The organism is Paenarthrobacter sp. TA1.8, from assembly GCF_048595705.1.
Lineage (GTDB): Bacteria > Actinomycetota > Actinomycetes > Actinomycetales > Micrococcaceae > Arthrobacter > Arthrobacter nitroguajacolicus.
The window spans coordinates 3087051-3109734 of record NZ_CP184287.1 but is presented as its reverse complement, the minus strand read 5'-3'; the positions used below and the strand labels follow the sequence as shown (position 1 = coordinate 3109734).

Here is a 22684-nt window from a genome sequence, read left to right as displayed (position 1 = left end):
ACTTGACCTGAAAGGAATGGTTCAGGGAGGAGGTTTCAGGCCAGCTGGCTTTCGATCCGCGCGGCACTGGCGGCCAGCGCCTTGCCCACGGCGTCAGCGTCCTGGTCCAAGCGGATATAGACGACGGCGATCGCCGCCGGCCGGCCGCCAGGAACCCGGATGGGGGCAGCGATGGAGGACAGGCCGGCGATGACTTCGTCGTGGCTGGTTGCGTATCCCAGGCGGCGGGCCTCGTGCGCTTCGGCGCGGTAGGGGTTTCCTGCTCCTACCTGCTGCCAGCGGTCCTCGGTCATGGTTGATTGGATGGCGATCCCGGGAGCGCCGGTGGCGATGGGGTGGCGGTTGCCCGGGTGCTGGGCGAGGGCGGCACCTGAGTGTCGCGGCTCAACGGTGACCAGGTTGATGCATTCCTGGTGGTCCCACACCGCCACGAATGCAGTCATGTGCAGTGTGTTCGCCAACTGGGTGAGCTCGGGTAGTGCTGCCGATTGCAGGTTCCGCGAGACTCCGCGGGCCAGGACCGACAGCCCGGGGCCAGGCTGCACGCGGCCGGAGTCGTCACGCACCAGCAGCGAATGGTCCTCCAGCGTCCGCAGAATTCGGTAGGCCACGGACCGATGGACGCCGAGGGCCTCCGTGAGTTCGGCGATGCTGAGGGGGCGTTCGGCTGCCGCCAGAATTTCCAGCGCACGGATTCCGCGGGAGAGCGTTTGCGACGGCGGAACCTGCGTTGCCGTTTCCGGCGGACCTTTGACGTCGCTGCGGGGATTCATGCGAACCATTCTATGGTGGCCGACACGACAGGGGTCTGTGCTTTGAGTCACAGGTTGTAGTATTCTTTCCTAACTGACCGTTCTGTCGGTTAATGCAAGTCCCGCGCCGACCAGTCACTCTCACCCCATGGAGTTCCAATGACCGAAACTTCCACTGTCGATTCACCGTCAGGGCCCAGCACCAAGCGCGAAGAGCGCCGGGTTCTGGCCGGGACGCTGGTGGGCACCACCATTGAGTGGTACGACTTCTTCATCTTTGCCCAGCTGACGGCCACGCTGTTGGCCCCGTTGTTCCTTTCTCCTTTGGAGAAGTCCAACCCGGGCGTCGCTCAGCTCCTGTCGTTCGCCACGATCGGCATCAGCTTCTTGTTCAGGCCTCTGGGTGCGTTCGTAGCCGGGCACCTCGGTGACCGCCTCGGCCGCAAGGCCGTGCTGGTTATGACGTTGGTCATGATGGGTGCTGCCACCGCGTTGATCGGGATGCTGCCCACCTATGCCACCATCGGCGTCTGGGCTCCTATCCTGCTGATCACCCTGCGCGTTGTCCAAGGATTCTCGGCCGGCGGCGAATGGGGTGGTGCTGCGCTGATGGCTGTGGAGCACGCGCCCCTCAAAAAGCGCGGACTTTTCGGCGCCTACCCGCAGATCGGTGTTCCGATCGGCATGATCCTGGCCACCGGGCTGTTGTTCCTGCTGCAGTCGGGCATGTCCAAGGAAGATTTCGCGTCTTGGGGATGGCGCGTTCCGTTCCTGCTGTCCGTGGTCCTCATTGTGGTGGGCTACCTGATTCGACGCGCAGTTGGCGAAAGCCCTGTCTTCAAGGAGATCGCCCAGCGAAAGGCTGAAAGCAAGGCACCCTTGGGCGAACTGTTCCGGAAGAACAAGAAGGAAGTAGTCCTGGCCGCGCTGATCTTCATCGCCAACAACGCCGCTGGTTACTTGTTGATTGCCTTCTTCATCTCCTACGCCACACGTACGTTGAAGATGCCCACGCCCCAGGTTTTGCTGGCCACCACCATCGCGTCCTTCGGCTGGCTCATCTTCACTATGGTGGGCGGCTGGTTGTCGGACAAGATAGGCCGCGTCAAGACTTTCCTCATCGGCTACGGCCTGGTCTTTGCCTGGATGATTCCGATGTTCGTGCTGATCGATTCCAAGGACATCGTGCTCTACGGAACGGCATTGTTCGTCCTCACCATTGGGTTGGGTCTGTCCTACGGTCCGATGTCTGCCATGTATGCCGAAATGTTCCCGGCGCAGGTCCGCTATTCGGGAATTTCCATCGGGTACGCGTTGGGTGCAATTCTGGGCGGCGCTTTCGCTCCGCTCATTGCCCAAGCACTCCTGGACACCACCAAGTGGTCCGGCTCAGTAGGCATCTACATCATGGTGCTGTGCGTCATCTCTGCCATAGGCGTGATCCTGGCCAAGGAAACCCGCGGCCGGCCGTTGGGCTACAGCGTCCATCACTAGACGCTCCAACAGAGTCCAAAAAGACGGGCGCGGTCCAGGGGACCGCGCCCGTCTTTGCGTCCATGCAGGACTCTTCGCGTTTATGGACGACGGCGACTACTTGCGGCCGCTGGCCTCTGCAGCTTCAAGTTGAGCTACGACGTCGTCGTCCGACAACTGCTCGAAGCGTTCGTAGAAGGCGCCAACAGCATGGAACTTTCCGGGCGTGTGCAATGCCATCACAAAGTCGCAAACCCGACCCAGCGACGTCGAGGCTTCCAGCGAGGCAACCGGTACCGCGGCGACGATGGTGCTGGCACCGCCCGCCCGGACCGCCTCCACGGCTGCCCGCATGGTGGCTCCCGTAGCCAGTCCGTCGTCGGCCAGCACCACGGTCTTCCCCCGGAGATCGTGGCCGATACCCGGGTAGCGGTTGGCGCGTCGGATAAGTTCGGCACGCTCATGCGCTTCCACTGCATCCAAGGCGGACTGGGAAATGCCGTGGGCGAGGACGAGCTCCTTCAGGGGCCTGTTGACGATCCGCAGGACGTCCCCCCGGGACCAAGCCAATGCCCCGAAAGCGGTCTCGTCACGCCCCGGAATGCCCAGCTTGCGGACCAGCACAGCGCCAAACGGCAAGTACAGTTCTGCAGCTGCGGCTGCGGCTACCGGGACCCCGCCACGGGCCAGACCAAGGACGATGGTATCCGGCCGTTCCCTCAGCTGGGGCAGTCCTTCAGCCAGGCGTCGACCGGCTTCCGCGCGGTCCTTGAAACGCATGCCCATCTGCTCCACTTCCACGTAATTCGTTGCACTCCCAAGCCTACCGTCCAGACCTTGCCCGGTGGCGCCCCCGCTGAAAGCATGGCCTTGTGAACAAGCCCATCGGATATTGGATCAAAAGGCTGGACGCCGCATTGGAAGTCCAGCTGGACGCCACCTTGGCCAGGATCAAGCTCACTAAGCGCCAATGGCACACCTTGGGCACTCTTTCGGAGGGTGCCCTGCTGCCTGATCAGCTGGAGGACATCCTCCAGCCGCTGTGGGGCGGCGACGTCCGGCTGCGCGAGCGGGAACTTGCAGCCTTGGTGGGGCGGGGAATGATCACCATGATCGATGACAGGCTGGCACTGAGCGAACGCGGTCGGGAAAAATACCACGAGGCCCAGCGGATGGTGGAAGATGCGCGTCAGGACCTGTCCATGGGCATCGGCATCGACGAGTACGCAATGGCCCTCAGCGTGCTGGAACGCATGAGCCTTAATGCTGAGCGGCTGGCCCGCTGACCTTCTATACCCCGAGGAATTCGACGGCGGCTTCCTTGAACGCCCGGCTGGTTATCACATTGGTATGGGTGCGCCCCGGAATCACCAGGGTCTCCACCATGCCTCCACGCTTGCCGGCGATCGAGGCCAACTCGGGCATGGTGGCCGCCCGTTCGTCTTTCTCCCCGGCTACGAGCAAGAGGGGCATGTGCGGGGCGGCCTCCGCGGGATCAAAGGGCTCGCCCTTGATGGCCTCTATGAGCGACAACATGGCGAACAGGTTGTTGCTAGGAAGCATCTGGGCCATCTTCAGCAGCCCGGCGGTGGAGGCGTCTTCAATAGGTGTGCCGTCTGCCAGGTGCCGCTGCGCAGCGACGAGGTCGAAAGCTGCCAACGGATCTGCTGAACTCGGCCCACCCAGGACAATGCGGTGAACCAGGTCCGGCTGGGTGGCGCCAAACTCCCAAGCCAGCCGCGATCCCAGCGAGTAGCCGATGACGTCCAGTCCCGTGGACGGGTCGCCGTCGCGCAAGGGCCGCGCGCCGGCGTCGGTCACTATTTGGAGAAGGTCAGCGCGGATGCGGCTGGGCGTGTACGAATCCAGGTCCTCGGGGGAGTGGCTCCGGCCGTGACCCGGAAGGTCCACAGTGATGACCCGGCGGCCGGCATCCTGAAGGGTGGTGATCCATCCGCTGTCCACCCAGTTCAGTTTCGTGGAAGAAGAGAAGCCGTGAATCAGCAGGACGGGGCGCAGGCCGGCGTCGGCGGCCGGCTCGTGAACTTCCACGAACAACCCGGGGTCCGTTCCCTCTACCGTGTGCCTGTGCTGTTCCATGGTGTGCCTGCCGGTCATCATGTCAGTCCTCATCGAGTACGGCGCTCAGGCGGACCCGGCGCTTGGGTGCTTCGTCCTTCGGAACAGTGCCCACGATCCCGGCGGTGTCGTCCGGAACCTCGAACACAATCAGCGGTTCGCCAACGTTGATGGTGTCACCGGGCGCCCCGTGAATACGCACCACTTTACCCGCCTGCGGGCTCGGCAATTCGAGGGCCGATTTTGTGGTTTCGAGCTCCACGATCGGTTGGTTGCGTTCCACCTGCTGGCCGGGCTCCACGAGCCAGTCCAGCACGGTCGCCTCAATGAGGCCCTCGCCGAGGTCGGGGAGCGGGAAGGAAATTTCAGCCACGGCGGTACTCCAGTACGCGTTGGATCCCAAAGAGGATGCGGTCGATGTTGGGGATGTACTCGTCCTCCAGGTCTCCGGAGGGGTAGGGCACGTCGAAGCCGGTCACGCGTTCAACCGGCGCCTTGAGTGTAGCGAAGCAGCTCTGCGTGATGAGCTGGGCCACCTCCGCACCCAAACCTGAGGTCAGCGGCGCTTCATGGACGACGACGGCGCGGCGCGTCTTCCCGACGGACCTCGCCAGGGCTTCTGCGTCGATCGGTTTCAGCCAGCGCAGGTCCAGGACCTCGACGTCGATGCCGTCCTCGGCCGCCAGCTCGGCAACCTGCAGGCAGCGCGAGACCATGGCACCCCAGGCAACCAGGGTGAGGTGACGGCCTTCCCTGGCCACCCGGGCGCCGGTGAGGCTGCCGCCGTAGGGCGTGTCGCCGTCGTGGGCTGCCTCGCCGGGCACCGCGGTGGTGACGTCCACCGGCCCCTTTTGCCAGTAGCGCGATTTGGGCTCCATGAAGATCACCGGGTCCGGCCGGGTGGCAGCGTACTTCAGCAGGTGGTAGGCGTCGTGCGGGTTGGAGGGGGAGACCACCTTGAGCCCGGGAACGTGGGCGAAGAGCGCCTCCAGGCTCTCGCCGTGGTGTTCCGGTGCGCGAATGCCGCCGAAGCTGGGTACGCGCAAGGTGATGGGCATGGGCAGGGTGCCGCGGCTGCGGTAGTTCATCCTCGCGATTTGGCAGACGATCTGGTTGATGGCCGGGTAGGCGAAACCGTCGAACTGGACTTCCGGGATGGGGTGGAAGCCTGCCATTGCCAGGCCCACGGACATGCCGAGGATGCCGGACTCGGCAAGCGGGGTGTCGAAGACGCGTGCCTCGCCATGTTTCGCCTGGAGGCCGTCGGTGATGCGGAAGACGCCGCCCAGCTGTCCGCAGTCCTCGCCAAAGATGACGGCCTTGGGGTTCTCAGCCAGGATTTCGTCGAGTGCACGGTTGAGTGCTTGCTGCATGGACAGCTGTTGAACGCCGGCTGTGGCGGTTTCCGTGCTGTTGTCTTTTATTCGCAGATCGGTGATGGTCTCAGGCATGTTCTGACTCCTCGCGCCACGCGGTGGCCTGGGATTGAAGGGCTGGCGTTGGTTCCTGGAAGACCAGGCTGAACATTTCGGCGCCGGGCCTTGGGCCCAGGTCCGCTATGCCCGCCCGGACGGCCTCTTCTTCCTCTACGGCCAATCGTTGTGCATCCGCGAAGAAGGCCTCGTCGGCCACTCCTTCGGCGAGGAGGCGCTGCTTGAACCGCTCCAGCGGATCCTCGCCGGCGTCGAGGCGTTCCTCCTCCAGCGTGCGGTAGCGGCCGGGATCGTCCGCGGTGGAGTGCGGACCGCGGCGGTAGGTCATGGCCTCGATGACCACGGGTCCGTTGCCCGCACGGCAATGCGCGAAAGCAGAACGAGTGGCTTCGTAGACTGCCACGACGTCATTGCCGTCCACTTGCACGGACGGGATTCCGTACCCTGCGGCGCGAGCTGCGACGGAGCCTCCGGCAACTTGGCGTTCCGTAGGGACGGAGATGGCCCAGCCGTTGTTTTGGATGAAGAAGACCACAGGGGCTTTCATGACTGCGGCGAAGTTCATGGCTTCGTGGACGTCGCCCTGGGAGGAAGCTCCGTCGCCAAAGTACGTCATGGCTACGCCCGTTTCACCTGTGGCATGGCCGGCCAGGGTTTGGCCGTGGGCCCAACCCACAGCGTGCAGCACTGACCCTGCCACCACGGCCTGGATGGGTGCGAACCTGGATTCCAACGGGTTGTACATTCCGCCGTGCCATGTGGCCTTGTGTGTGGACATGTAGCCCACCATGTCCAGGCCCATCGCCCGTGCAACACCCATCTCGCGGTAGGTGGGGAAGACGAAGTCCCTGGTCCGGTCAACGGCGTAGCCGCTGCCCACCTGCGCGGCCTCCTGGCCGAGCTCCGGTGCGTAGCCCGGGATGATCCCTTGGCGCTGCCAAGCCACGGCCGAAGTGTCCAGGTGCCGGACGGCTGCCATCAGGGTGTACAGCTCACGTAGTTGCTGGTGGGTGAGCGGGGCCGCGTCATCATCGACGGCGGCCAGCACAGGATGTGTAGTCATGGCTGTGACCCTAGTCACCCAGTGGGGGTGTGCGCAATCAGCTCAGTTCAAACGAAACACTTTGTACAATTTGGGTACACAAAGAAGCCCTGCACAGTACAAACTGTGCAGGGCTTTCTTGCGGTGATGAGCAGTTGGTTACTCGACGGATGTGGAGTGTTTGGCGGCCTTTGACTTGGCGTTGATGAAGCAACCGGCGGCTATGACCAGGATCAAAATGAATGTTCCGATCAGCTGTCCGGCACTTTCCGGGTTGGCGAAGCCCACCACCAGGATCAGGCCCAGCAGGACGAGGCCGACGATGGTGAGGAAGGGGAATCCCTTCATGCGCAGCGGTAGCTCTGTGCCGTCCCGATCCGCTCTGCGGCGCAGGATAAATTGCGACACCAGCGCCGTACCCCAGACCACCAGGCAAGTGGAGCCCACAAGGTTCAGCAAGGCGGGCAGGATTTTTTCCGGGAACAGCAGTTCAAGGACCGTTGCGATGAAGCCGAAGGCAACCGAAATTCCGACGGCGGCAACGGGAACCTTTGAGCCGCTGAGGCGGGACAGGAAGCGGGGAGCTTCCCCCCGCTCTGAAAGGGAGAAAATCATGCGGGAGGCGCCGTAGAGATTGGCGTTGAGCGCGGACAGCAGGGCAACGACAGCCACCAGGGTGATGGCTGCGCCGGCGCCGGGGATTCCCGCGAGGTCCAGCACGCCGGCGAACGGGGACTTCAGGCCCTCCGAGCCCACGGGGAGAACGGCTGCGATGACAAACACGGAGCCGATGTAGAAGACCAGGATGCGCCAGACCACCGTGCGGATGGCCTTGCCAACGCTATGGGCAGGGTTCTCTGTTTCGGCAGCAGCAACGCTGACGATCTCGGTTCCACCGAACGCGAAGATCACGACGAACAGGGCGGCGGCGATGCCACCGATGCCGTTGGGTGCAAAGTCGCCAAAAGCTGAGAATCCGGGGGAGGGGACGTTCGGGAGCCAACCGAACAGCAGGGCTGCGCCGATCAGCAGGAAGATGACGATTGCTGCCACCTTGAGGATGGCGAACCAGAATTCGAACTCGCCGAAGTTGCGGACGCCCACCAGGTTGATTCCGGTGAAGACCACCATGAAGACCAGTGCAAGGACCCAAACGGGGATGACCGGCCAGATGGAGAACAGGAGTCCGGCTGCGCCGATGGCTTCGGCGGCAATGACCACCACCAGCTGGAGCCACCACAGCCAGCCGATGGTTCCGCCGGCGGTCTTGCCCATGGCTTTCTCCGCGTATACGGAGAACGCGCCGCTGTTCGGGTTGGCGGCTGCCATCTCGCCGAGGGCCCACATGACCAGGATGATCAGCGTCCCGGCCACGAGGTAGGAAATAAGCACTGCCGGGCCGGCGGCCTGGACGCCCGCTCCGGAGCCGAGGAAGAGGCCTGCGCCGATCGCACTTCCGAGCCCCATCATGGTGAGCTGGCGCGGTTTGAGTGAATGGCCGAGGCCGGATGTTGGGGCAGGAGCCGCGATGGACTTCGTTGTCATACGTGTCTACCTTCTATGGATTACATGCTGGTTTGGCGTGCTGGCCTCATGGGCTTGGCACGCAGGCGTCGACGACGCAGCAAGAGCCGTGGAATAATTCTCGCAGTTTGTAAGATACATCACTTTTTGTTTTAGCGATGTGATGGGTACGGATCCCCGGGGACAGGAACTTTGATGCTGGTCGATGCGCTTGATGCAAAAATTGTACGTTTCTTCACCGATTCACCGCGATCCTCAGTGCTGGAGGCCTCCCGCGTGCTCAAGGTTGCCCGGGCAACGGTGCAGTCCAGGATCGACCGAATGATTGAGAACGGTGTTATTGGTTCCTGGGTTCCACAGCCTGATCCCGCCAATTTCGGTTTCCCGGTGGTGGCGTTCTGCTCGGTGACCATCACGCAGGAGATAGGCCACGACGCAATCATCGAAAGCCTGAGTGCCATCCCGGAGATTATTGAGGTCCACACAGTCACGGGAAACTCGGACCTCATGGTGAGGATCGCGGCGCGGTCCAACCCGGATATGCAGCGCGTCCTCGATGCCATGATCGCAACCAAATCGGTGGTCCGGTGCTCGTCGGTCATTGTCCTGAACAGCCACATCCAAGGTCGCACTTTGCCGCTGCTGGAAGCGGCCGTGAAGGCAGTGTGACGCAAGGCATTTTGCTAACCACCGGTCGAGTCGTACCATTAGTTCTAGTCAACATGACTTTAACTAACACTCCGCCTTGGTGGGAGCGTTTGGGACGGCGATGAAGCGAGGTGAACGCCGTGAACACCAACTCAGCAAACGTCGCCGAGAGGCGGCTCGCGCCGCCGTCGTTGGCTATTTCTACGGTGATTTTCGCCCTCCGTCCCAGCGAGAAGTCCGGGCGCCCCACGCTGTGGCTGCCGCTGGTCCGCCGCATCCGCGAACCCTACAAAGACATGTGGGCCCTCCCCGGTGGGCCGTTGGCCCACGACGAATCGCTCCAGGACGCGGCTTCGCGGAACCTCCGCGAAACCACCGGCCTCGCGCCCCACTACCTGGAGCAGCTCTACGCGTTTGGAGGCCTCCACAGGTCACCCACCCAGCGGGTCGTCTCCATTGTGTACTGGGCTTTGGTTCAACCCACCGAAGCTGCCCTCGCCGACGAATCCGAGAATGTGCGCTGGTTCCGGGCAGACCGGCTAGGCGAACTGGCCTTTGACCACAACGCAATCGTTGACTACGCCCTCTGGCGGCTCCGCAACAAGATGGCGTACGGGTCCATCGCTTACCACCTGCTGGGAGAGTTCTTCACCCTCGCCCAGGTCCGCGAAGTCTACGAGGCCGTGCTGGATCGCCAGCTCGATCCCGCGAACTTCCGCAGGCACGTCAAGGCAACACCGGAAATCGAAGAAACCGGTGAATACCTCCAAGGCGGAAAACACCGCCCACCACGCCTCTACCGCTTTACCGGCACGCCCGGCCTCGGGCCAGATAACAGGAGTACACCATGAGCAGCGTCAACACTGCCGTCCAGCTGATCACTCGCGAGGAAGCCGAGAAGGGCCTCTCCCGCGCAGGGTCCACGTGCAGCCCGGCCTTGGCCAGGGGCCCATGGGAGTACGACCTTGCCGAGGCCCTCGCCGGCGAGCCCGCCTACGGCCCGGGAGCCTCAAGCGACGACGTTGCGCCCCAAGCCACGCCGCGCCAAGGCCAGCTGCCGGAAGAGTACAAGAAGGCCACCGACGCCGAACTTGACGCCCGCATCCGGGCCGCCAAGGCGACGCTCGGGGACCGCGCCGTAATTCTGGGCCACTTCTACCAGCGTGACGAAGTCATCCAGTACGCAGACTTCGTCGGCGACTCGTTCCAGCTCGCCAACGCAGCACTGACCAAGCCGGACGCCGAAGCCATCATCTTCTGTGGTGTGCACTTCATGGCCGAAACAGCGGACATCCTCTCAACGCCTGAACAGGCCGTGATCCTGCCGAACCTCGCTGCGGGTTGCTCCATGGCGGACATGGCGGACGAAGACTCCGTTGAGGAATGCTGGGAGCAGTTGGAGGAAATATTCGGCACGGAGCCGGACGCATCAGGGCGTGTACCCGTCATCCCCGTCACGTACATGAACTCTTCCGCTGCGCTCAAGGCGTTCTGTGGGCGCAACGGTGGAATCGTCTGCACCTCGTCCAACGCCAAAGTGGTCCTGGAATGGGCCTTCGAGCGCGGTCAGCGGGTCCTGTTCTTCCCCGATCAGCACTTGGGCCGCAACACCGCCAAGGCACTGGGCGTCCCGCTGGAACAGATGCCCATGTGGAACCCGCGCAAGGAACTCGGCGGCAACGACGAACAAGCGCTCCTGGACTCCCGCGTCATCCTCTGGCATGGCTTCTGCTCAGTCCACAAGCGCTTCAACGTAGGCCAGATCGAAAAAGCCCGGCTGGACTTCCCTGGCGTCAACGTGATCGTCCACCCCGAGTGCCCCATGGAGGTAGTGGACGCCGCCGACTCCGCCGGTTCCACCGACTTCATCAAGAAGGCCATCGCTGCCGCAACTGAACCCACCACGTTCGCTATCGGCACCGAGATCAACATGGTGAACCGGCTCGCCGCCGAAAACCCGCAGCACACCATCTTCTGCCTCGATCCCGTCATCTGCCCGTGCTCCACCATGTACCGCATCCACCCCGGCTATCTCGCCTGGGTCCTTGAGGAGCTCGTGGAAGGACGCATTGTCAACCGGATCACGGTGGACGACTCCGTGCAGGAAAACGCCAAGATTGCGCTGGAGCGCATGCTGGCAGCCAAGCCGGCCTAAGCCAGTCGGCACACCCCATCTGGCACTTCACTCCGGACTAGCCGAATCGAGCCTCACATGACTACAGCGAGCGTTGCTGAAGGGCCTGCCCCCAAGCGGCTGATCGTCGTCGGAAGCGGAATTGCAGGACTGTACTCCGCGCTGCTTGCCGCGGAAGCCGGTGCGGAAGTGGTACTGCTGACCAAGGGTGCGCTCGCGGACAGCAACACCTACTACGCCCAGGGTGGGATCTCCGCCGTGCTGGACGAGCCAGCCCCCGGTGACACGGTGGCTGCGCACATCGCTGACACCCTCAAAGCCGGGGCAGGCCACTGTAACGAAGAAGCAGTACGGGTGTTGTGTACCGAGGCGCGGCTGGACATTGCCGGGCTAGGACGGTTCGGCGTGCAGTTCGACCTCGACGACGACGGCGACCCCGCCTTGGGTCTTGAAGCTGCCCACTCGGCTCCGCGTATCCTGCACGCCGGCGGCGACGCCACCGGTGCGGGAGTGGCGGCAGCGCTGATCAGGACAGTCCTGGATTTCCAAGCGGCGGGCAGGATCCAGGTCATCGGGCACGCCCAGGTCACTTCGCTCTCATTGGGCGGACCGCAGGGTGGCCGCGTGGTGGGGGCCAATTTCCTCCACGACGGACGCCACCTCGGCGTCCACGGCGACTCCGTCCTCCTCGCCACGGGCGGAGCCGGACAGCTTTTCGCCCAAACCACCAACCCGGCGGTTGCCACAGCAGATGGTTTGGCGCTCGCATGGCGTGTTGGAGCCGCGGTTGCAGACCTCGAGTTCTTCCAGTTCCACCCAACATGCATGGTGCTCCCGGCAGCGGCCAGGGAAGCAGAAGGGAACAACGACCCCCTGCTCATCTCTGAAGCAGTGCGCGGCGAAGGGGCCATCCTGGTCGATACCACCGGGCTCCGGTTCATGCCCGATTACCACCCTGACGCAGAACTCGCGCCACGGGACGTCGTCTCCCGCAGCATCGCCCTGCACCTGGCAAAACTCGGCGACCCCAACGGCCACGTCTTCCTCGACGCCACCGTGATCGAAGAACAACGAGGCCAAGGCTTCCTGGCCAAGCGCTTCCCCACCCTCAGCAAGCGGACGCGCCAGGCCGGCGTCGACTGGACCCGGCAACTTGTTCCCGTTGCACCAGCGGCCCACTACTGGATGGGCGGGGTGGTGACCGACCTGTACGGCCGCACGTCTGTTCCTGGTTTGCTCGCTGCCGGCGAAGTCGCTTGCACCGGTGTACAAGGTGCCAACCGGCTGGCCAGCAACTCCCTGCTCGAAGGCCTCGTGTTCGGGCGCAGGGCTGTTGAGGGGTTCCTCGGGGGTAGTTCCACAGGTCCCTTGGCGCCTGCGCTCGAGCCTCGTACCGGCGATCGCCTCGCAAGCTCGGCGGCCGGTTCGGGCTCTCACGCGACAACGGCGCTGTCGGGACCTCTGGAACTACCGGTTGTTGACCGCGCCCGTCCGCTGTCGGGGCCTTCGGCGCCGCTGCTGGAAAGTGTTACCTCCACCCACTCGCCGGACGCTTGGGAGTTGGAGTTGGGTCCGGTGCCTGCTCCGGTTTCCTGGGAGTTTGAGTCTTTGCCGGGGCCGGGTGCTCTTGAGACGTCGTTTGGGCAGGCGGGGGCGTTTTCGCGGGGGGCTTTGCGGCGTTTGATGACTGCGAAGGCCGGGGTTTTGCGTGATGGCGGATTGCTTCGAGAGGCCGGCGTGGCATTGGCTGCGTGGGCGGGGGATGTTCTGCCGTTGAATGTTCCGGATTCCCTTGATGTCCGGGAGCATGAGGACGCCAATCTGCTGTTGGCGGCCCAGTTGCTCGTCCACGCGGCCCGGGAGCGGCGGGAGTCGCTGGGAGCGCATTACCGCAATGACAGCGTGAGGGAACCAGCCGCCGTCGAGGAATTTGATAAGCGTTACACCATGAGCCGGAAAGCGAGCCTCGTCAATGACTAACCTGACCCTCCCCGCAGCCCCCGTCCGGGACATCCTGGAACGGGCATTCGCGGAGGACGCACCCAGCGGCGACATCACCTCGCAACTACTGATCCCTGCCGATGCCCGGGCCACCGCCGTGCTGAACGCGCGCGTCCCCGGAGTCTTCAGCGGCGGTACCGTCTTCCGCGACGCCATGAAGCTTGTGGACCCGGACACCGAGGTGGAGCTACTGCTCGCTGACGGTGAAGCGTTCGACGCCGGAACCCACCTGGCGCGGGTCAGTGGCAGGGCCCGCTCAGTGCTGCTTGCCGAAAGGGTGGGCCTGAACCTGGTGCAGCGGATGAGTGCCATCGCCACCAAGACCGCAGAATTCGTAAAGCTCGTGGAAGGGACGCGTGCGCGGATCACTGATACCCGCAAGACCACGCCCGGCCTTCGTGTCCTGGAACGTTACGCCGTGCGCTGCGGTGGGGGAGCGAACCACCGCTACAGCCTTTCAGATGCCGTTCTGGCCAAGGACAACCACCTGGCCGTCATGACCGGAGGCGACTCCAGCAAGCTGACCGAATTGCTGGTTGCCGCCAAAGCCCATCTGGGCCACACCACCCACTTCGAAGTTGAAGTGGACAGGGCCGAGCAGATTGAACCGGTGCTGGCGGCCGGTGTGGACACCATCATGCTGGACAACTTCTCCGTCGACGAGCTCCGGGCCGGTGTCAAGCAGGTGGACGGGCGGGCTATCGTGGAAGCGAGCGGCAACGTGAACATCAACACTGTCACCGAAATCGCTTCGACGGGAGTGGACGTCATCTCCATCGGAGGCCTGACGCACAGCGTAAGCGCGCTCGACCTCGGCCTCGACATCGAACTCAAAGCCACACAGGACTGAAGGCGTTTCCGCCATGATCTTCCTTGATGCCGCAGCCACCACTCCGGTCCGCCGCGAGGCTCTCGAAGCCATGTGGCCTTATCTGAGCGGCGAGTTCGGCAACCCGTCCAGCCATCACAGCCTGGGCGAAGCGGCAGCAGCTGCGCTCGCAGGGGCCCGTTCCGGCGTCGCGAAGGTCCTGAACTGCCGTGCCGGCGAGGTGACCTTCACCTCCGGAGGCACGGAAGCGGACAATCTTGCCGTGAAGGGCATTGCTCTGGCCCGTCAGGCGGCCGACCCTTCGCTGAACAGGGTGGTCATCAGCGCAATCGAGCATCCCGCGGTGGAAGAGTCGGCCCGCTACCTGGAACGAGTGCACGGGTTCGCCGTGGATGTGCTTGCGGTCGATGGAGAAGGTCTGGTGTCGATCGACGACCTCCGGGCGGCAATAAGGCCCGAAACGGCGTTGGTGAGCATCATGTACGCGAACAATGAGATCGGAACCATCCAGCCGATCGCTGCCTTGGCGACAGTGTCACGGGAACACGGCGTGCCTTTCCATACCGACGCGGTGCAGGCCGCCGGATGGTTGCCGCTGGACGTCAAAGCGCTTGGCGTGGATGCATTGAGTATTTCCGGACACAAACTTGGTGCGCCCAAAGGATCCGGCGTCCTGTTCACCAAGGGGCGTCTCCGCGTAGAACCACTGGTTCACGGTGGGGGCCAGGAGAGGGCAAGGCGCTCGGGCACGGAGAACGTGGCTGGAGCTGTGGCACTTTCCACGGCACTAAGGCTCTCCCACGCCGAGCAACCCGAACAGGCTGCGCGGGTTTCCGCTCTGAGGAATCAGTTCATCGATCAGATCCTCGCCACCGTTCCGGACGCCTTGCTCACGGGCCACCGAAGCCAACGGCTGCCTTCAGTAGCCTCTTTCTGCTTCCCGGGCACCAGCGGCGAGTCGGTGCTGCTTGAGCTCGAGCGGCTTGGGGTTGTGTGTTCCAGTGGCTCGGCCTGCGCGGCAGGATCGGACGCGCCCTCGCCGGTGCTGGTTGCCCTCGGCATCGCCCCTGAAACGGCACAGACTGCGGTGCGTTTCAGCTTCACGTCAACTGTCACTGACGCCGAACTGGAACAGGCAGCCGTTGCCGTGGAAACCGCCGTCGGACGTGTCCGGAATCTGGCGGCACCGCAGCCAGGCTAGAACCGGCGGCCGGGCCGGCTATACGTGCCGGGCCCGCCGGAAAATCCAGTGCCGCAACAGGGTAAACCGAACGGCCGTGGCCACGAACCCGGACAATGTAGTGGTCCAGAGCTCCTCCGCCACCGTGGCTTCGGGCCGGAGGAGATGCAGCATGCCAAGGCTCCCCCCGGTGATGATCAGTGCAATGCCGATCACGATCACTCCACTCAGGTGATCCTGCGTGCGCTTCTTGCGGCCCGTGATCTTGAACGTCAGGCGGCGGTTCAGGGCCGTGTTCATCAGCGACGTCAGGATCAGTGCCACAGCGTTGGCCAGTTGGGGATCAATCCACGGACGCAGCAAGGCATAGATGGCCAGGGAACTCGCCGTGCAGACGACACCAACCCCGGTGAAGCGGATCAACTGCCGGACCACCGGGTACTTCAGGACGCCGCGATGCCGCTTGCGTGGGAGCTTAGGGGAGGGAGATGGGCGTAGCTCAGTGGCCCCCGCAGCTATCTCCATGAAGTTAAGCCTGACACACTATGCGGGCTACTGTTCCCAGGAAGCGCCGGTTACAGGGTTGTGGAGCTCTCCGATTCCTTCCACACGGCACACTACGGTGTCGCCAGGCTGGATTCGCGCGCACTCTGCGGGGAACCCTGAGAGCACGAGGTCGCCGGCTTGGAGGGTCATGAACGAAGTCAGATAAACCATGATCTCGTCGACTTTCCAGCCGAGATCAGCTGTACCGGCGGTCCTGAGGGCGTGGCCATTGTGGACAATGCCGATTTCAAGGTTCGAGTCATCCAGGTCCGTGACTATCCACGGGCCGACGGGCGTGAACGTGTCCTGGCTTTTGGCGCTGATCCAGAGTTCGTCGGACTTCTGGAGGTCTCGGGCGGAGACGTCGTTGCCGATGGTGTATCCAAGGATTGCCGACCTCGCCGTCTCCAAGGTCAAACCTCGCGCGGCACGGCCGACGACGACGGTCAGTTCAGCTTCCGGGTCCACATAACCCACGTTTGAGCTCAGTTGGATTGCTTCGCCGGGTCCGATGACGCTGGATGCTGCTTTGTGGAAGGCCTGGGGCGGCAGGTCCCGGCCAGGCTGCCCGGTGTTGTGGGCCATACCGAAGACGTTGACAGGTGCCGATGGTGCCAGGAAGTTAAACGAATCTTGGCTGACCACATCGCCAAGCTCCCAGCCCTCCCTGGCCGGACTGTTGGCGTTCGCCCTCGATCCCGGGAAAGGGGAGTCCACCACGGTCCACTGGGTTCCTGCGGGCGAATCGAAATCCGTGGCGTTGTTGGCTACGAAGAACTGCTCGTCCGGATACGGGCTCGTCGAAGGCAGGCCGCTCAAGGACTCACTGGTCGGGGACGGGCCGGACGCGGGCGATGCGACGGGGAAGCAGCGAGGTCATGATGACATCCTACGTCCTCCCTGAGCTTCGCCCTGCGTTGCGAGGCCCGTTTTACACCCCATGACACGCCCTTAGCGCGCAGAGCGGGCCCCGCAACGCGTCAGGAGAGTGGGGCCGATCCGAACGCAACGCTGAAGCGGTCACACCACAGAACCACAGACGTCAGGCCGGCGACGTCGGTCCCGGCGGGGATGGCGTAGTTGTGGTTGCCGTGAGTGGCTTTGATCGCTCCCAGATCCACGTATCGTCCTGAACGGTACTTGAACCAGTCGCCACCGGCTTCCAGGCTGCTCAACCAGACTTTGACGTCCGGACCGTCGCTGCTGGCCAGGTTCTCAAGTCGCAGCAGATGGCTCCCATCGGCGAGTTTCACCAGCTGGGCCGTGCCAGTGGTCTCATGCTCCTGGGATTGGAAAGCACCCGAGCTAAGAACCAGCGGAGCTGCGGGGACGGGCGGGGTGGGAGCCGGTGCTGCGGGACCGGAGGACGCGGGCGGTGGTGAGCCTGGGGCGGCGGACCTGTCGGCAGGTCCCGAGCCCGCAGAAAACGGTGCAGCGGGCAGCGCTTCATTGAGGGTGCTGCTGGTGAAGAGGCGCCACGGCTGGAACAACGCGGCTCCCGCCACCACCGCTGAAAGGATCACCAAACCTGCCACGGCCGCAAGGATCCTGTGGGCCCGGACCAGTCTCCGGAATCGGGTCATGCTCCACAGTGTGTTCATGCTCCAAGGCTAGGCTTCGCAGGACCGGTGCGGGTGCTCCAAGGCTTACGGTTCGATGACGCGTTGTCCTCGTGGCGCGGAGGAAGGACACAGGGGCCGGGCTTAGAATCCGTTCCATGCGTCTGGCAATCATTGGGTTGGTCCTCCTTGTGGCTGGTGGGATCACCGTGGCCACGGGTGTCCTGCCGTGGCAGGAAGTGGCGGTCCTGGTGGACCGGGTGGCACTCATCCTCGGCTTCGTGGTTGCCATGACGGTGGTGACAGAACTCGTCAGTGAGGCCGGCGCCTTCCAATGGATAGCCCGCCATCTGCGCGGTTGGGGGCGCGGACGCAGCATCCTTCTGTGGTTGCTTTTGGCGTTGTTCGCCACCTTGAGCACTATCTTCCTGTCGCTGGATACGACGGCGGTTCTCCTCACCCCGGTGGTGGTCACCGTTGCCCGCCAAGCGGGCCTACCCGTCCTGCCCTTTGCTCTGACAACCGTGTGGCTCGCGAACACCGCCAGCTTGTTGCTTCCCATCTCCAACCTGACCAATCTCTTGGCGCAACACAACCTGGGCGGTATCAGTCCCGCACAGTTCGCCCAACTGATGTGGGCGCCGTCGGTGGCCGCCGTCCTGGTCCCTTTGGCGTTCATAGCCATCGTTTTCAGGCGCGAACTGCGCAAGACCTATGCACGCGATTCCACCCGTCCAGCCCAAGGAATTTCGTCCAAAGCAACCACCGACAGGGTCCTGCTGTTGGTCAGTGCGGTGGTCCTGTTGTTGCTGTTGCCGGCGCTGGTATCCGGAGTTGCCATCTGGATTCCTGCTGCAGCGGCCGCGGCCACCCTTGGGGTGGCGTTCGCAGTCCGTAGGCCCAAGGTGCTCAGGGTGACGTTGATTCCGTGGTCCCTGTTGCTGTTCACGTGCGGACTCTTCCTGGTGGTCGAGGCAGGTCAATACCTTGGAGGGTCAGTGCTTCTTGGCCAAGTGGCGGGGCAAGGGGATGGGTTCCTTGAACTATTGAGACTGGCCATGACGGGTGCCCTGGGCTCCAATGTGGTCAACAACCTCCCCGCCTACCTGCTGGCCGAACCACTGGCAGGAAACCCTGAGAGGATGGCTGCCCTTCTTGTGGGAGTCAACGCGGGGCCCTTGATCACGCCGTGGGCATCACTGGCCACCCTGTTATGGCACGACCGGTTGGTGCGCATGAACGTGCTGGTCAAGTGGAGGGGATACGCGCTCTTCGGCCTGATCGTGGCGCCCCTGACAATACTGGCCGCCGTTGCGGCGCTCGCGGTTTTTGGCCCGGGTGGGCTGTTCGGCTAGCCCAGGTAAAGTTCTCCCACAGGTACTTCTGCCGCCAATCGGTTGGCTGGTCCAGCCAGCGGGCACGCCCAAGCTTCGTTGTAGGCGCACGACGGGTTGTACGCAAAGTTGAAGTCCAGCACGAGCTCTTGCCCGGCGCCGGTTTCCCGCGTCCCATGGAACGAGCCTTTGACTGTGTCCAGCAGATATCTTCCTGCTCCGTAGCTTCCGCCCTCTTTGCCGGCAGTCGAGTCACGGAAGGGCACGAAGATGCCGCCACCATAGCTGCGTAGCCGCCAGGCCGCCAAGGAGCCCAGCCCGGGTAGCTCAAGGGTGCCGATCCTTGTAAAAGGCACTACGCCGTCAGTCCCTGTTTCGACGTTCATCTCCTGGCCGGCTCCGTCGGGGGACAAGGCGGCGTACATTCGGAAGGAGGGATCGTAATCAGCGGTTCGCAGCCCGGAAAATGAGGCTTTCATTTCCGCGGTCAGCGCTGAAGCAGGATGGGTAGCGAACATCAGGTCCCGTTCCTGCCGCCAGAAGACATGCGCGTCGAACGGGTTGGTGGCTGCGAGCTGACGCACCTTGTCGTAGAGAGCGAACGTCCGCAGGCGCCAGTCGGCAATATCAACCGCTGACATAGTGGGGATGTCGTCCTCGAAATAGTCCTGCTGATCGGGAGCCATACCCTCAGCCTAGTCCTGTGCGTGTCGCGGGATCGCCGCAGCTAGGCTGGGCTCATGAAGGGCATCCTGAACCTGCACCGCATTCCGATGCGGGTCGCAGCCGTGGTACTGGCTGGTTCCGTACTCGCGGCCACATCATCCTGCTCCGCTGAGAACAAAGGCCCGCAAGTAACCTCGACGGCCAGCTCCCAGCCCAACACCTCGGAATCAGGGACCGGTACTGCGGAAAGCGCGACGCCGGCAACGGCCTCCGCGGCAGGCTCGCCTTCCGAAGCCCCCAGCGAAGGCGGCAGCGCCTCGGCCAGCGCGGAACCCAGTCCGGCCGCAACGGCGGTGTCCTGGAAGACGTACACGGACTCCGCCAAAACCGTCAGCTTTGAGCTACCGCAGGAGTGGATAGCGCAGTCGGTGACGCCGGAGGCAGGCTCGCTGGCCCATGCCGTGAAGGTGGAGGTCAAGGATGCTGAAGGACGCTACATCGCCACCCTCCAGACAGGCCTGCCTTCGGCTGCGCCCGTTGCATGCCCCGCCGGACAGGCCCGCCCGTACGTAGTAATCAGCAGCGTGCCCTTGGACGTCCCGCACTCGGATGGCCCGGACACCATTGACCCGCGCGTGGTTTTCCGTGTGGTCCAAGGCTACAAATTTTTCGGCTCCTACGGCATCACCAATATGGTGGCTGGTGTGGACGGGCAGTCCTGCGAACTGAGGAACAGGGTGCTCGGCCCTGCCGGAAAGGGCGATATCTCCTTTGGCGACGTCCTGGCGATCCATGCCTTCGCCGCAGACGAGAAGGTGGCCCCGGCCAAGGCTTTCGATACTCTGGACCTGGCCGCGAAGTACGCGGTCCACGGGTCTGAATTCGCCAATGTCCAGCGGATGCTACTGTCTCTGAAGGTCAATCTGTAGCCCTGCGATTGGCTGATTCACACATACGGCGGCGATGGGGATGCCCGCCGCAACCCACCCCGGAGATCAATGGAACGCAATGTTGCTGCCTCGCTCGTTTTCAAGACTGCAGCCAACACCAAGGTGGCCATGGCCGTAGCCGTGGCCAACAACCATGGCTACGACGCAGTGGAGGAAACCCTGTCCATCACCAAGGATGGTGCCGAGGTTCCCTTTGCCGAACTCAGCGACCACCATGGCGGCCGCTTCCACTACCTGGAGTTCACTGAGCCCGGTGAGGTGACGGTGGACTACCGGGCAACGGTTCATGGCTATGGAGAGCCCGATACGTCCAGCCCGATGGAGCTCATCAGGTACGTCAGGCCCAGCCGGTACGCGGAGTCAGACAGGCTGCTGCCTACTTCCTATGCCGAGTTCGGCAGCCTGCAAGGTCCCGAACTGCTCCAAGCGGTACGCGACTGGGTGAACGGGGAATTGCGCTACGTCAGCGGTTCGTCGCGGGGAACTGACGGAGCCGTGGAAACCTTGCTTCACCGCAAAGGTGTGTGCCGGGACTTCGCCCACCTCGCCATCGCCCTGTTGAGGTCAAAGGACGTTCCTGCGCGCCTGGCGGCGGTGTACGCTCCAGGGCTGAGTCCCATGGATTTCCATGCTGTTGCCGAGGCACATATCAACGGTGCCTGGCACATCATCGACCCCACCGGACTGGCTCCCCGCCAATCCATGCTCCGCATCACTGCCGGACGCGATTCATCGGATACCGCGTTCCTGTCCACCGTGGGCGGCAGCCTGACCTTGAAAACACTCAAGGTCAGTGCGTCGGTAAACGGAGAGCTCCCGGTGGAGGACCCCCGGGAGCTCATCAGCTTGCGTTAGTGTCCCGCAACCGAAGCACGGAGCTTCTCGGTCAGCCGCAAAAGCTCCCGCTGTTCCTCAGCTGTGAGCGCAGGTGCCACCAGGTGCGCGATGTCCCGGACATGTTCGCGGCCGATGGTCTTTTGAAGTTCACTGCCCGCTTCGGTGAGTGAGAGCAGGACTCCGCGGCCGTCTTCGGGCGCTGTTGTTCTTTCCACCAAGCCGCGCTTCTCCAAACGGTCCACCAAGCGGCTCAAGCTGGACTGGCTCAGCAGGACTTTGTCGTTGATCTCATTGAGCCGGAGTTGGCCCGAAGGGCATTTGGACAACGTGAAGAGGACATCGTATTCCTTGACGGGCAGTGTCTTGAAGGCCGGTCCCGACTGCAGCTTCCGCATCACCGCCACCTGGGAGCGGAACAACGACTCCCAGGTTTCGGCGGCGAGGCGAACGGCGGAGGACGCCGAGGGGCTGGACATCAGGCGTCCTGCCCCGCAGCACCAGCGGTAGCGGATTCGCTGACCGTGGCTTCCAGGGCGGCGGCGGCGCGTGAGGCGTGCGTCGGTGCGTCAGGCACGTGCGCTGGCTTCATGGCGGCGTATTCCTTGCGGAGTACCGGCAGGACTTCTTCGCCGAAGAGGTCCAACTGTTCCAGCACGGTCTTCAGCGGCAGGCCGGCGTGGTCGATCAGGAACAGTTGCCGCTGGTAGTCACCGAAGGCCTCGCGGAATGTCAGCGTCTTCTCGATGACTTCCTGCGGGCTGCCCACTGTCAGCGGAGTCTGCGAGGTGAAGTCCTCCAGGGACGGTCCGTGCCCGTAGACCGGCGCGTTGTCGAAGTACGGGCGGAACTCCTTGACGGCGTCCTGCGAGTTCTTCCTCATGAAGAACTGACCACCAAGGCCAACAATTGCCTGGTCTGCCTTGCCGTGTCCGTAGTGCTCGTAGCGCTCCCGGTACAGGCCGATCAGCTGCTGGTAGTGCTCCTTGGGCCAGAAGATGTTGTTGGCGAAGAAACCGTCGCCGTAGTAAGCGGCAACTTCTGCGATCTGCGGCGTCCGGATGGAGCCGTGCCACACGAAGGGGGCCACGCCGTCGAGAGGCCGCGGTGTAGACGTGAAGTTCTGCAGGGGTGTGCGGAACTTTCCGGACCAGTTGACCGTGTCCTCATCCCACAGTTTGCGGAGCAGGCTGTAGTTCTCAATGGCGAGTTCGATGCCGTCCTGGATGTTCTTGCCGAACCAGGGGTACACCGGCGCTGTGTTGCCACGGCCGAGGACCAGATCCACGCGGCCATCGGAGAGGTGCTGGAGCATGGCGAAGTCTTCGGCGATCTTGACCGGGTCATTGGTGGTGATCAAGGTGGTGGCCGTGGACAGCGTGATGCGCTCGGTCTGGGCTGCGATGTAAGCCAGGGTGGTGGTGGGCGAGGAGGAGAAGAAGGGCCGGTTGTGGTGCTCGCCAAGGGCGTAGACGTCCATGCCGATTTCTTCGACCTTCTTGGCAATGGCAACGGAGGCCTTGATGCGTTCGTTTTCCGTGGGCGTGCGGCCCGTGGTGGGGTCAGTGGTGATATCGCTGACGCTGAATACGCCGATCTGCATGATGTGCCTTTCTCCCTGCCCGAGGTCCCGGGCTCTGTAAACAGTGTACCTCAAACTAGATGCATTTGCATGTATCGATACCTGTAACAGGGCAGGG

Annotated in this window: 24 protein-coding genes; 11 read left to right on the top strand and 13 right to left on the bottom strand. The window is 63.4% G+C overall.

Annotation, left to right across the window (positions count from 1 at the left end):
* Window positions 1-35: 35 nt before the first annotated feature.
* Window positions 36-782 (bottom strand): IclR family transcriptional regulator, encoded by a 747-nt coding sequence (locus tag ACNAOT_RS14455; RefSeq protein WP_370628992.1) that lies wholly within the window; start codon window positions 780-782, stop codon window positions 36-38.
* Between the two features lie 129 nt (window positions 783-911).
* On the opposite strand from ACNAOT_RS14455, the gene ACNAOT_RS14450 reads away from it, so the two are divergent.
* On the top strand, window positions 912-2246 hold the full coding sequence (locus tag ACNAOT_RS14450) for an MFS transporter (RefSeq protein ID WP_091468291.1): 1335 nt from the start codon (window positions 912-914) through the stop codon (window positions 2244-2246).
* 96 nt (window positions 2247-2342) lie between these two features.
* Here the strand turns inward: ACNAOT_RS14450 and ACNAOT_RS14445 are convergent, their stop codons facing one another.
* Window positions 2343-3011: a phosphoribosyltransferase gene (locus tag ACNAOT_RS14445; RefSeq protein WP_420181172.1), complete on the bottom strand. Its 669-nt coding sequence runs from the start codon at window positions 3009-3011 to the stop codon at window positions 2343-2345.
* Window positions 3012-3097: 86 nt separating this feature from the next.
* On the opposite strand from ACNAOT_RS14445, the gene ACNAOT_RS14440 reads away from it, so the two are divergent.
* On the top strand, window positions 3098-3511 hold the full coding sequence (locus tag ACNAOT_RS14440; RefSeq protein WP_091468286.1) for a MarR family transcriptional regulator: 414 nt from the start codon (window positions 3098-3100) through the stop codon (window positions 3509-3511).
* 4 nt (window positions 3512-3515) lie between these two features.
* On the opposite strand, the gene ACNAOT_RS14435 is transcribed toward ACNAOT_RS14440, so the two are convergent.
* The 5 genes from ACNAOT_RS14435 to ACNAOT_RS14415 all read right to left on the bottom strand — a co-directional run bounded on the left by ACNAOT_RS14435 (window position 3516) and on the right by ACNAOT_RS14415 (window position 8324).
* Complete coding sequence (locus ACNAOT_RS14435) at window positions 3516-4346, bottom strand: alpha/beta fold hydrolase (RefSeq protein WP_091468284.1); 831 nt, start codon at window positions 4344-4346, stop codon at window positions 3516-3518.
* Window position 4347: 1 nt separating this feature from the next.
* Window positions 4348-4677, bottom strand: coding sequence for a biotin/lipoyl-containing protein (locus ACNAOT_RS14430; RefSeq protein WP_017200407.1), 330 nt, complete (start codon window positions 4675-4677; stop codon window positions 4348-4350).
* Window positions 4670-5755: an alpha-ketoacid dehydrogenase subunit beta gene (locus ACNAOT_RS14425; protein ID WP_420178374.1), complete on the bottom strand. Its 1086-nt coding sequence runs from the start codon at window positions 5753-5755 to the stop codon at window positions 4670-4672. The genes ACNAOT_RS14430 and ACNAOT_RS14425 overlap by 8 nt, the downstream gene beginning before the upstream one ends.
* Entirely contained in the window at window positions 5748-6800 is a 1053-nt protein-coding gene (locus ACNAOT_RS14420; protein ID WP_420178373.1) for a thiamine pyrophosphate-dependent enzyme, read from the bottom strand. The genes ACNAOT_RS14425 and ACNAOT_RS14420 overlap by 8 nt, the downstream gene beginning before the upstream one ends.
* A gap of 138 nt (window positions 6801-6938) precedes the next feature.
* Window positions 6939-8324: an amino acid permease gene (locus ACNAOT_RS14415; protein ID WP_091468278.1), complete on the bottom strand. Its 1386-nt coding sequence runs from the start codon at window positions 8322-8324 to the stop codon at window positions 6939-6941.
* A gap of 174 nt (window positions 8325-8498) precedes the next feature.
* Here ACNAOT_RS14415 and ACNAOT_RS14410 point away from each other — a divergent pair, with 174 nt between their 5' ends.
* The 6 genes from ACNAOT_RS14410 to ACNAOT_RS14385 all read left to right on the top strand — a co-directional run bounded on the left by ACNAOT_RS14410 (window position 8499) and on the right by ACNAOT_RS14385 (window position 15116).
* Complete coding sequence (locus ACNAOT_RS14410) at window positions 8499-8972, top strand: Lrp/AsnC family transcriptional regulator (RefSeq protein WP_420178371.1); 474 nt, start codon at window positions 8499-8501, stop codon at window positions 8970-8972.
* Window positions 8973-9082: 110 nt separating this feature from the next.
* A complete protein-coding gene (locus ACNAOT_RS14405) occupies window positions 9083-9802 on the top strand; it encodes an NUDIX hydrolase (RefSeq protein WP_011775198.1) in 720 nt (239 codons plus the stop codon).
* A complete protein-coding gene (nadA, locus tag ACNAOT_RS14400) occupies window positions 9799-11106 on the top strand; it encodes a quinolinate synthase NadA (protein WP_179017199.1) in 1308 nt (435 codons plus the stop codon). Before ACNAOT_RS14405 ends, nadA begins: the two co-directional genes overlap by 4 nt.
* 57 nt (window positions 11107-11163) lie before the next feature.
* On the top strand, window positions 11164-13065 hold the full coding sequence (locus ACNAOT_RS14395; RefSeq protein WP_420178370.1) for an L-aspartate oxidase: 1902 nt from the start codon (window positions 11164-11166) through the stop codon (window positions 13063-13065).
* Entirely contained in the window at window positions 13058-13936 is an 879-nt protein-coding gene (nadC, locus tag ACNAOT_RS14390) for a carboxylating nicotinate-nucleotide diphosphorylase (RefSeq protein ID WP_420178369.1), read from the top strand. The genes ACNAOT_RS14395 and nadC overlap by 8 nt, the downstream gene beginning before the upstream one ends.
* A 13-nt stretch (window positions 13937-13949) precedes the next feature.
* A complete protein-coding gene (locus ACNAOT_RS14385) occupies window positions 13950-15116 on the top strand; it encodes a cysteine desulfurase family protein (RefSeq protein ID WP_420178368.1) in 1167 nt (388 codons plus the stop codon).
* Between the two features lie 18 nt (window positions 15117-15134).
* Here ACNAOT_RS14385 and ACNAOT_RS14380 read toward each other — a convergent pair whose 3' ends face one another.
* The 3 genes from ACNAOT_RS14380 to ACNAOT_RS14370 form a co-directional block, all read right to left on the bottom strand.
* Complete coding sequence (locus ACNAOT_RS14380; RefSeq protein WP_420178367.1) at window positions 15135-15620, bottom strand: GtrA family protein; 486 nt, start codon at window positions 15618-15620, stop codon at window positions 15135-15137.
* Window positions 15621-15647: 27 nt separating this feature from the next.
* Window positions 15648-16460: a fumarylacetoacetate hydrolase family protein gene (locus tag ACNAOT_RS14375; protein WP_420178366.1), complete on the bottom strand. Its 813-nt coding sequence runs from the start codon at window positions 16458-16460 to the stop codon at window positions 15648-15650.
* Window positions 16461-16621: 161 nt separating this feature from the next.
* Complete coding sequence (locus tag ACNAOT_RS14370) at window positions 16622-17242, bottom strand: DM13 domain-containing protein (protein ID WP_420178365.1); 621 nt, start codon at window positions 17240-17242, stop codon at window positions 16622-16624.
* A gap of 116 nt (window positions 17243-17358) precedes the next feature.
* Between ACNAOT_RS14370 and ACNAOT_RS14365 the strand changes: the two genes are divergently transcribed.
* A complete protein-coding gene (locus tag ACNAOT_RS14365) occupies window positions 17359-18555 on the top strand; it encodes an SLC13 family permease (protein ID WP_420178364.1) in 1197 nt (398 codons plus the stop codon).
* Here ACNAOT_RS14365 and ACNAOT_RS14360 read toward each other — a convergent pair.
* Window positions 18552-19220, bottom strand: a complete 669-nt coding sequence (locus tag ACNAOT_RS14360; protein WP_420178363.1) for a DUF1684 domain-containing protein — start codon at window positions 19218-19220, stop codon at window positions 18552-18554. The genes ACNAOT_RS14365 and ACNAOT_RS14360 overlap by 4 nt on opposite strands.
* A gap of 54 nt (window positions 19221-19274) precedes the next feature.
* Between ACNAOT_RS14360 and ACNAOT_RS14355 the strand changes: the two genes are divergently transcribed.
* Together ACNAOT_RS14355 and ACNAOT_RS14350 are read left to right on the top strand one after the other, a co-directional pair.
* A complete protein-coding gene (locus tag ACNAOT_RS14355) occupies window positions 19275-20129 on the top strand; it encodes a hypothetical protein (RefSeq protein ID WP_420178362.1) in 855 nt (284 codons plus the stop codon).
* Window positions 20130-20198: 69 nt separating this feature from the next.
* Window positions 20199-21005: a transglutaminase-like domain-containing protein gene (locus ACNAOT_RS14350; RefSeq protein WP_420178361.1), complete on the top strand. Its 807-nt coding sequence runs from the start codon at window positions 20199-20201 to the stop codon at window positions 21003-21005.
* Here the strand turns inward: ACNAOT_RS14350 and ACNAOT_RS14345 are convergent.
* Together ACNAOT_RS14345 and ACNAOT_RS14340 are read right to left on the bottom strand one after the other, a co-directional pair.
* A complete protein-coding gene (locus tag ACNAOT_RS14345; protein ID WP_420178360.1) occupies window positions 21002-21463 on the bottom strand; it encodes a MarR family winged helix-turn-helix transcriptional regulator in 462 nt (153 codons plus the stop codon). The genes ACNAOT_RS14350 and ACNAOT_RS14345 overlap by 4 nt on opposite strands.
* Complete coding sequence (locus tag ACNAOT_RS14340; RefSeq protein ID WP_178996764.1) at window positions 21463-22587, bottom strand: LLM class flavin-dependent oxidoreductase; 1125 nt, start codon at window positions 22585-22587, stop codon at window positions 21463-21465. Before ACNAOT_RS14340 ends, ACNAOT_RS14345 begins: the two co-directional genes overlap by 1 nt.
* Window positions 22588-22684: the final 97 nt, after the last annotated feature.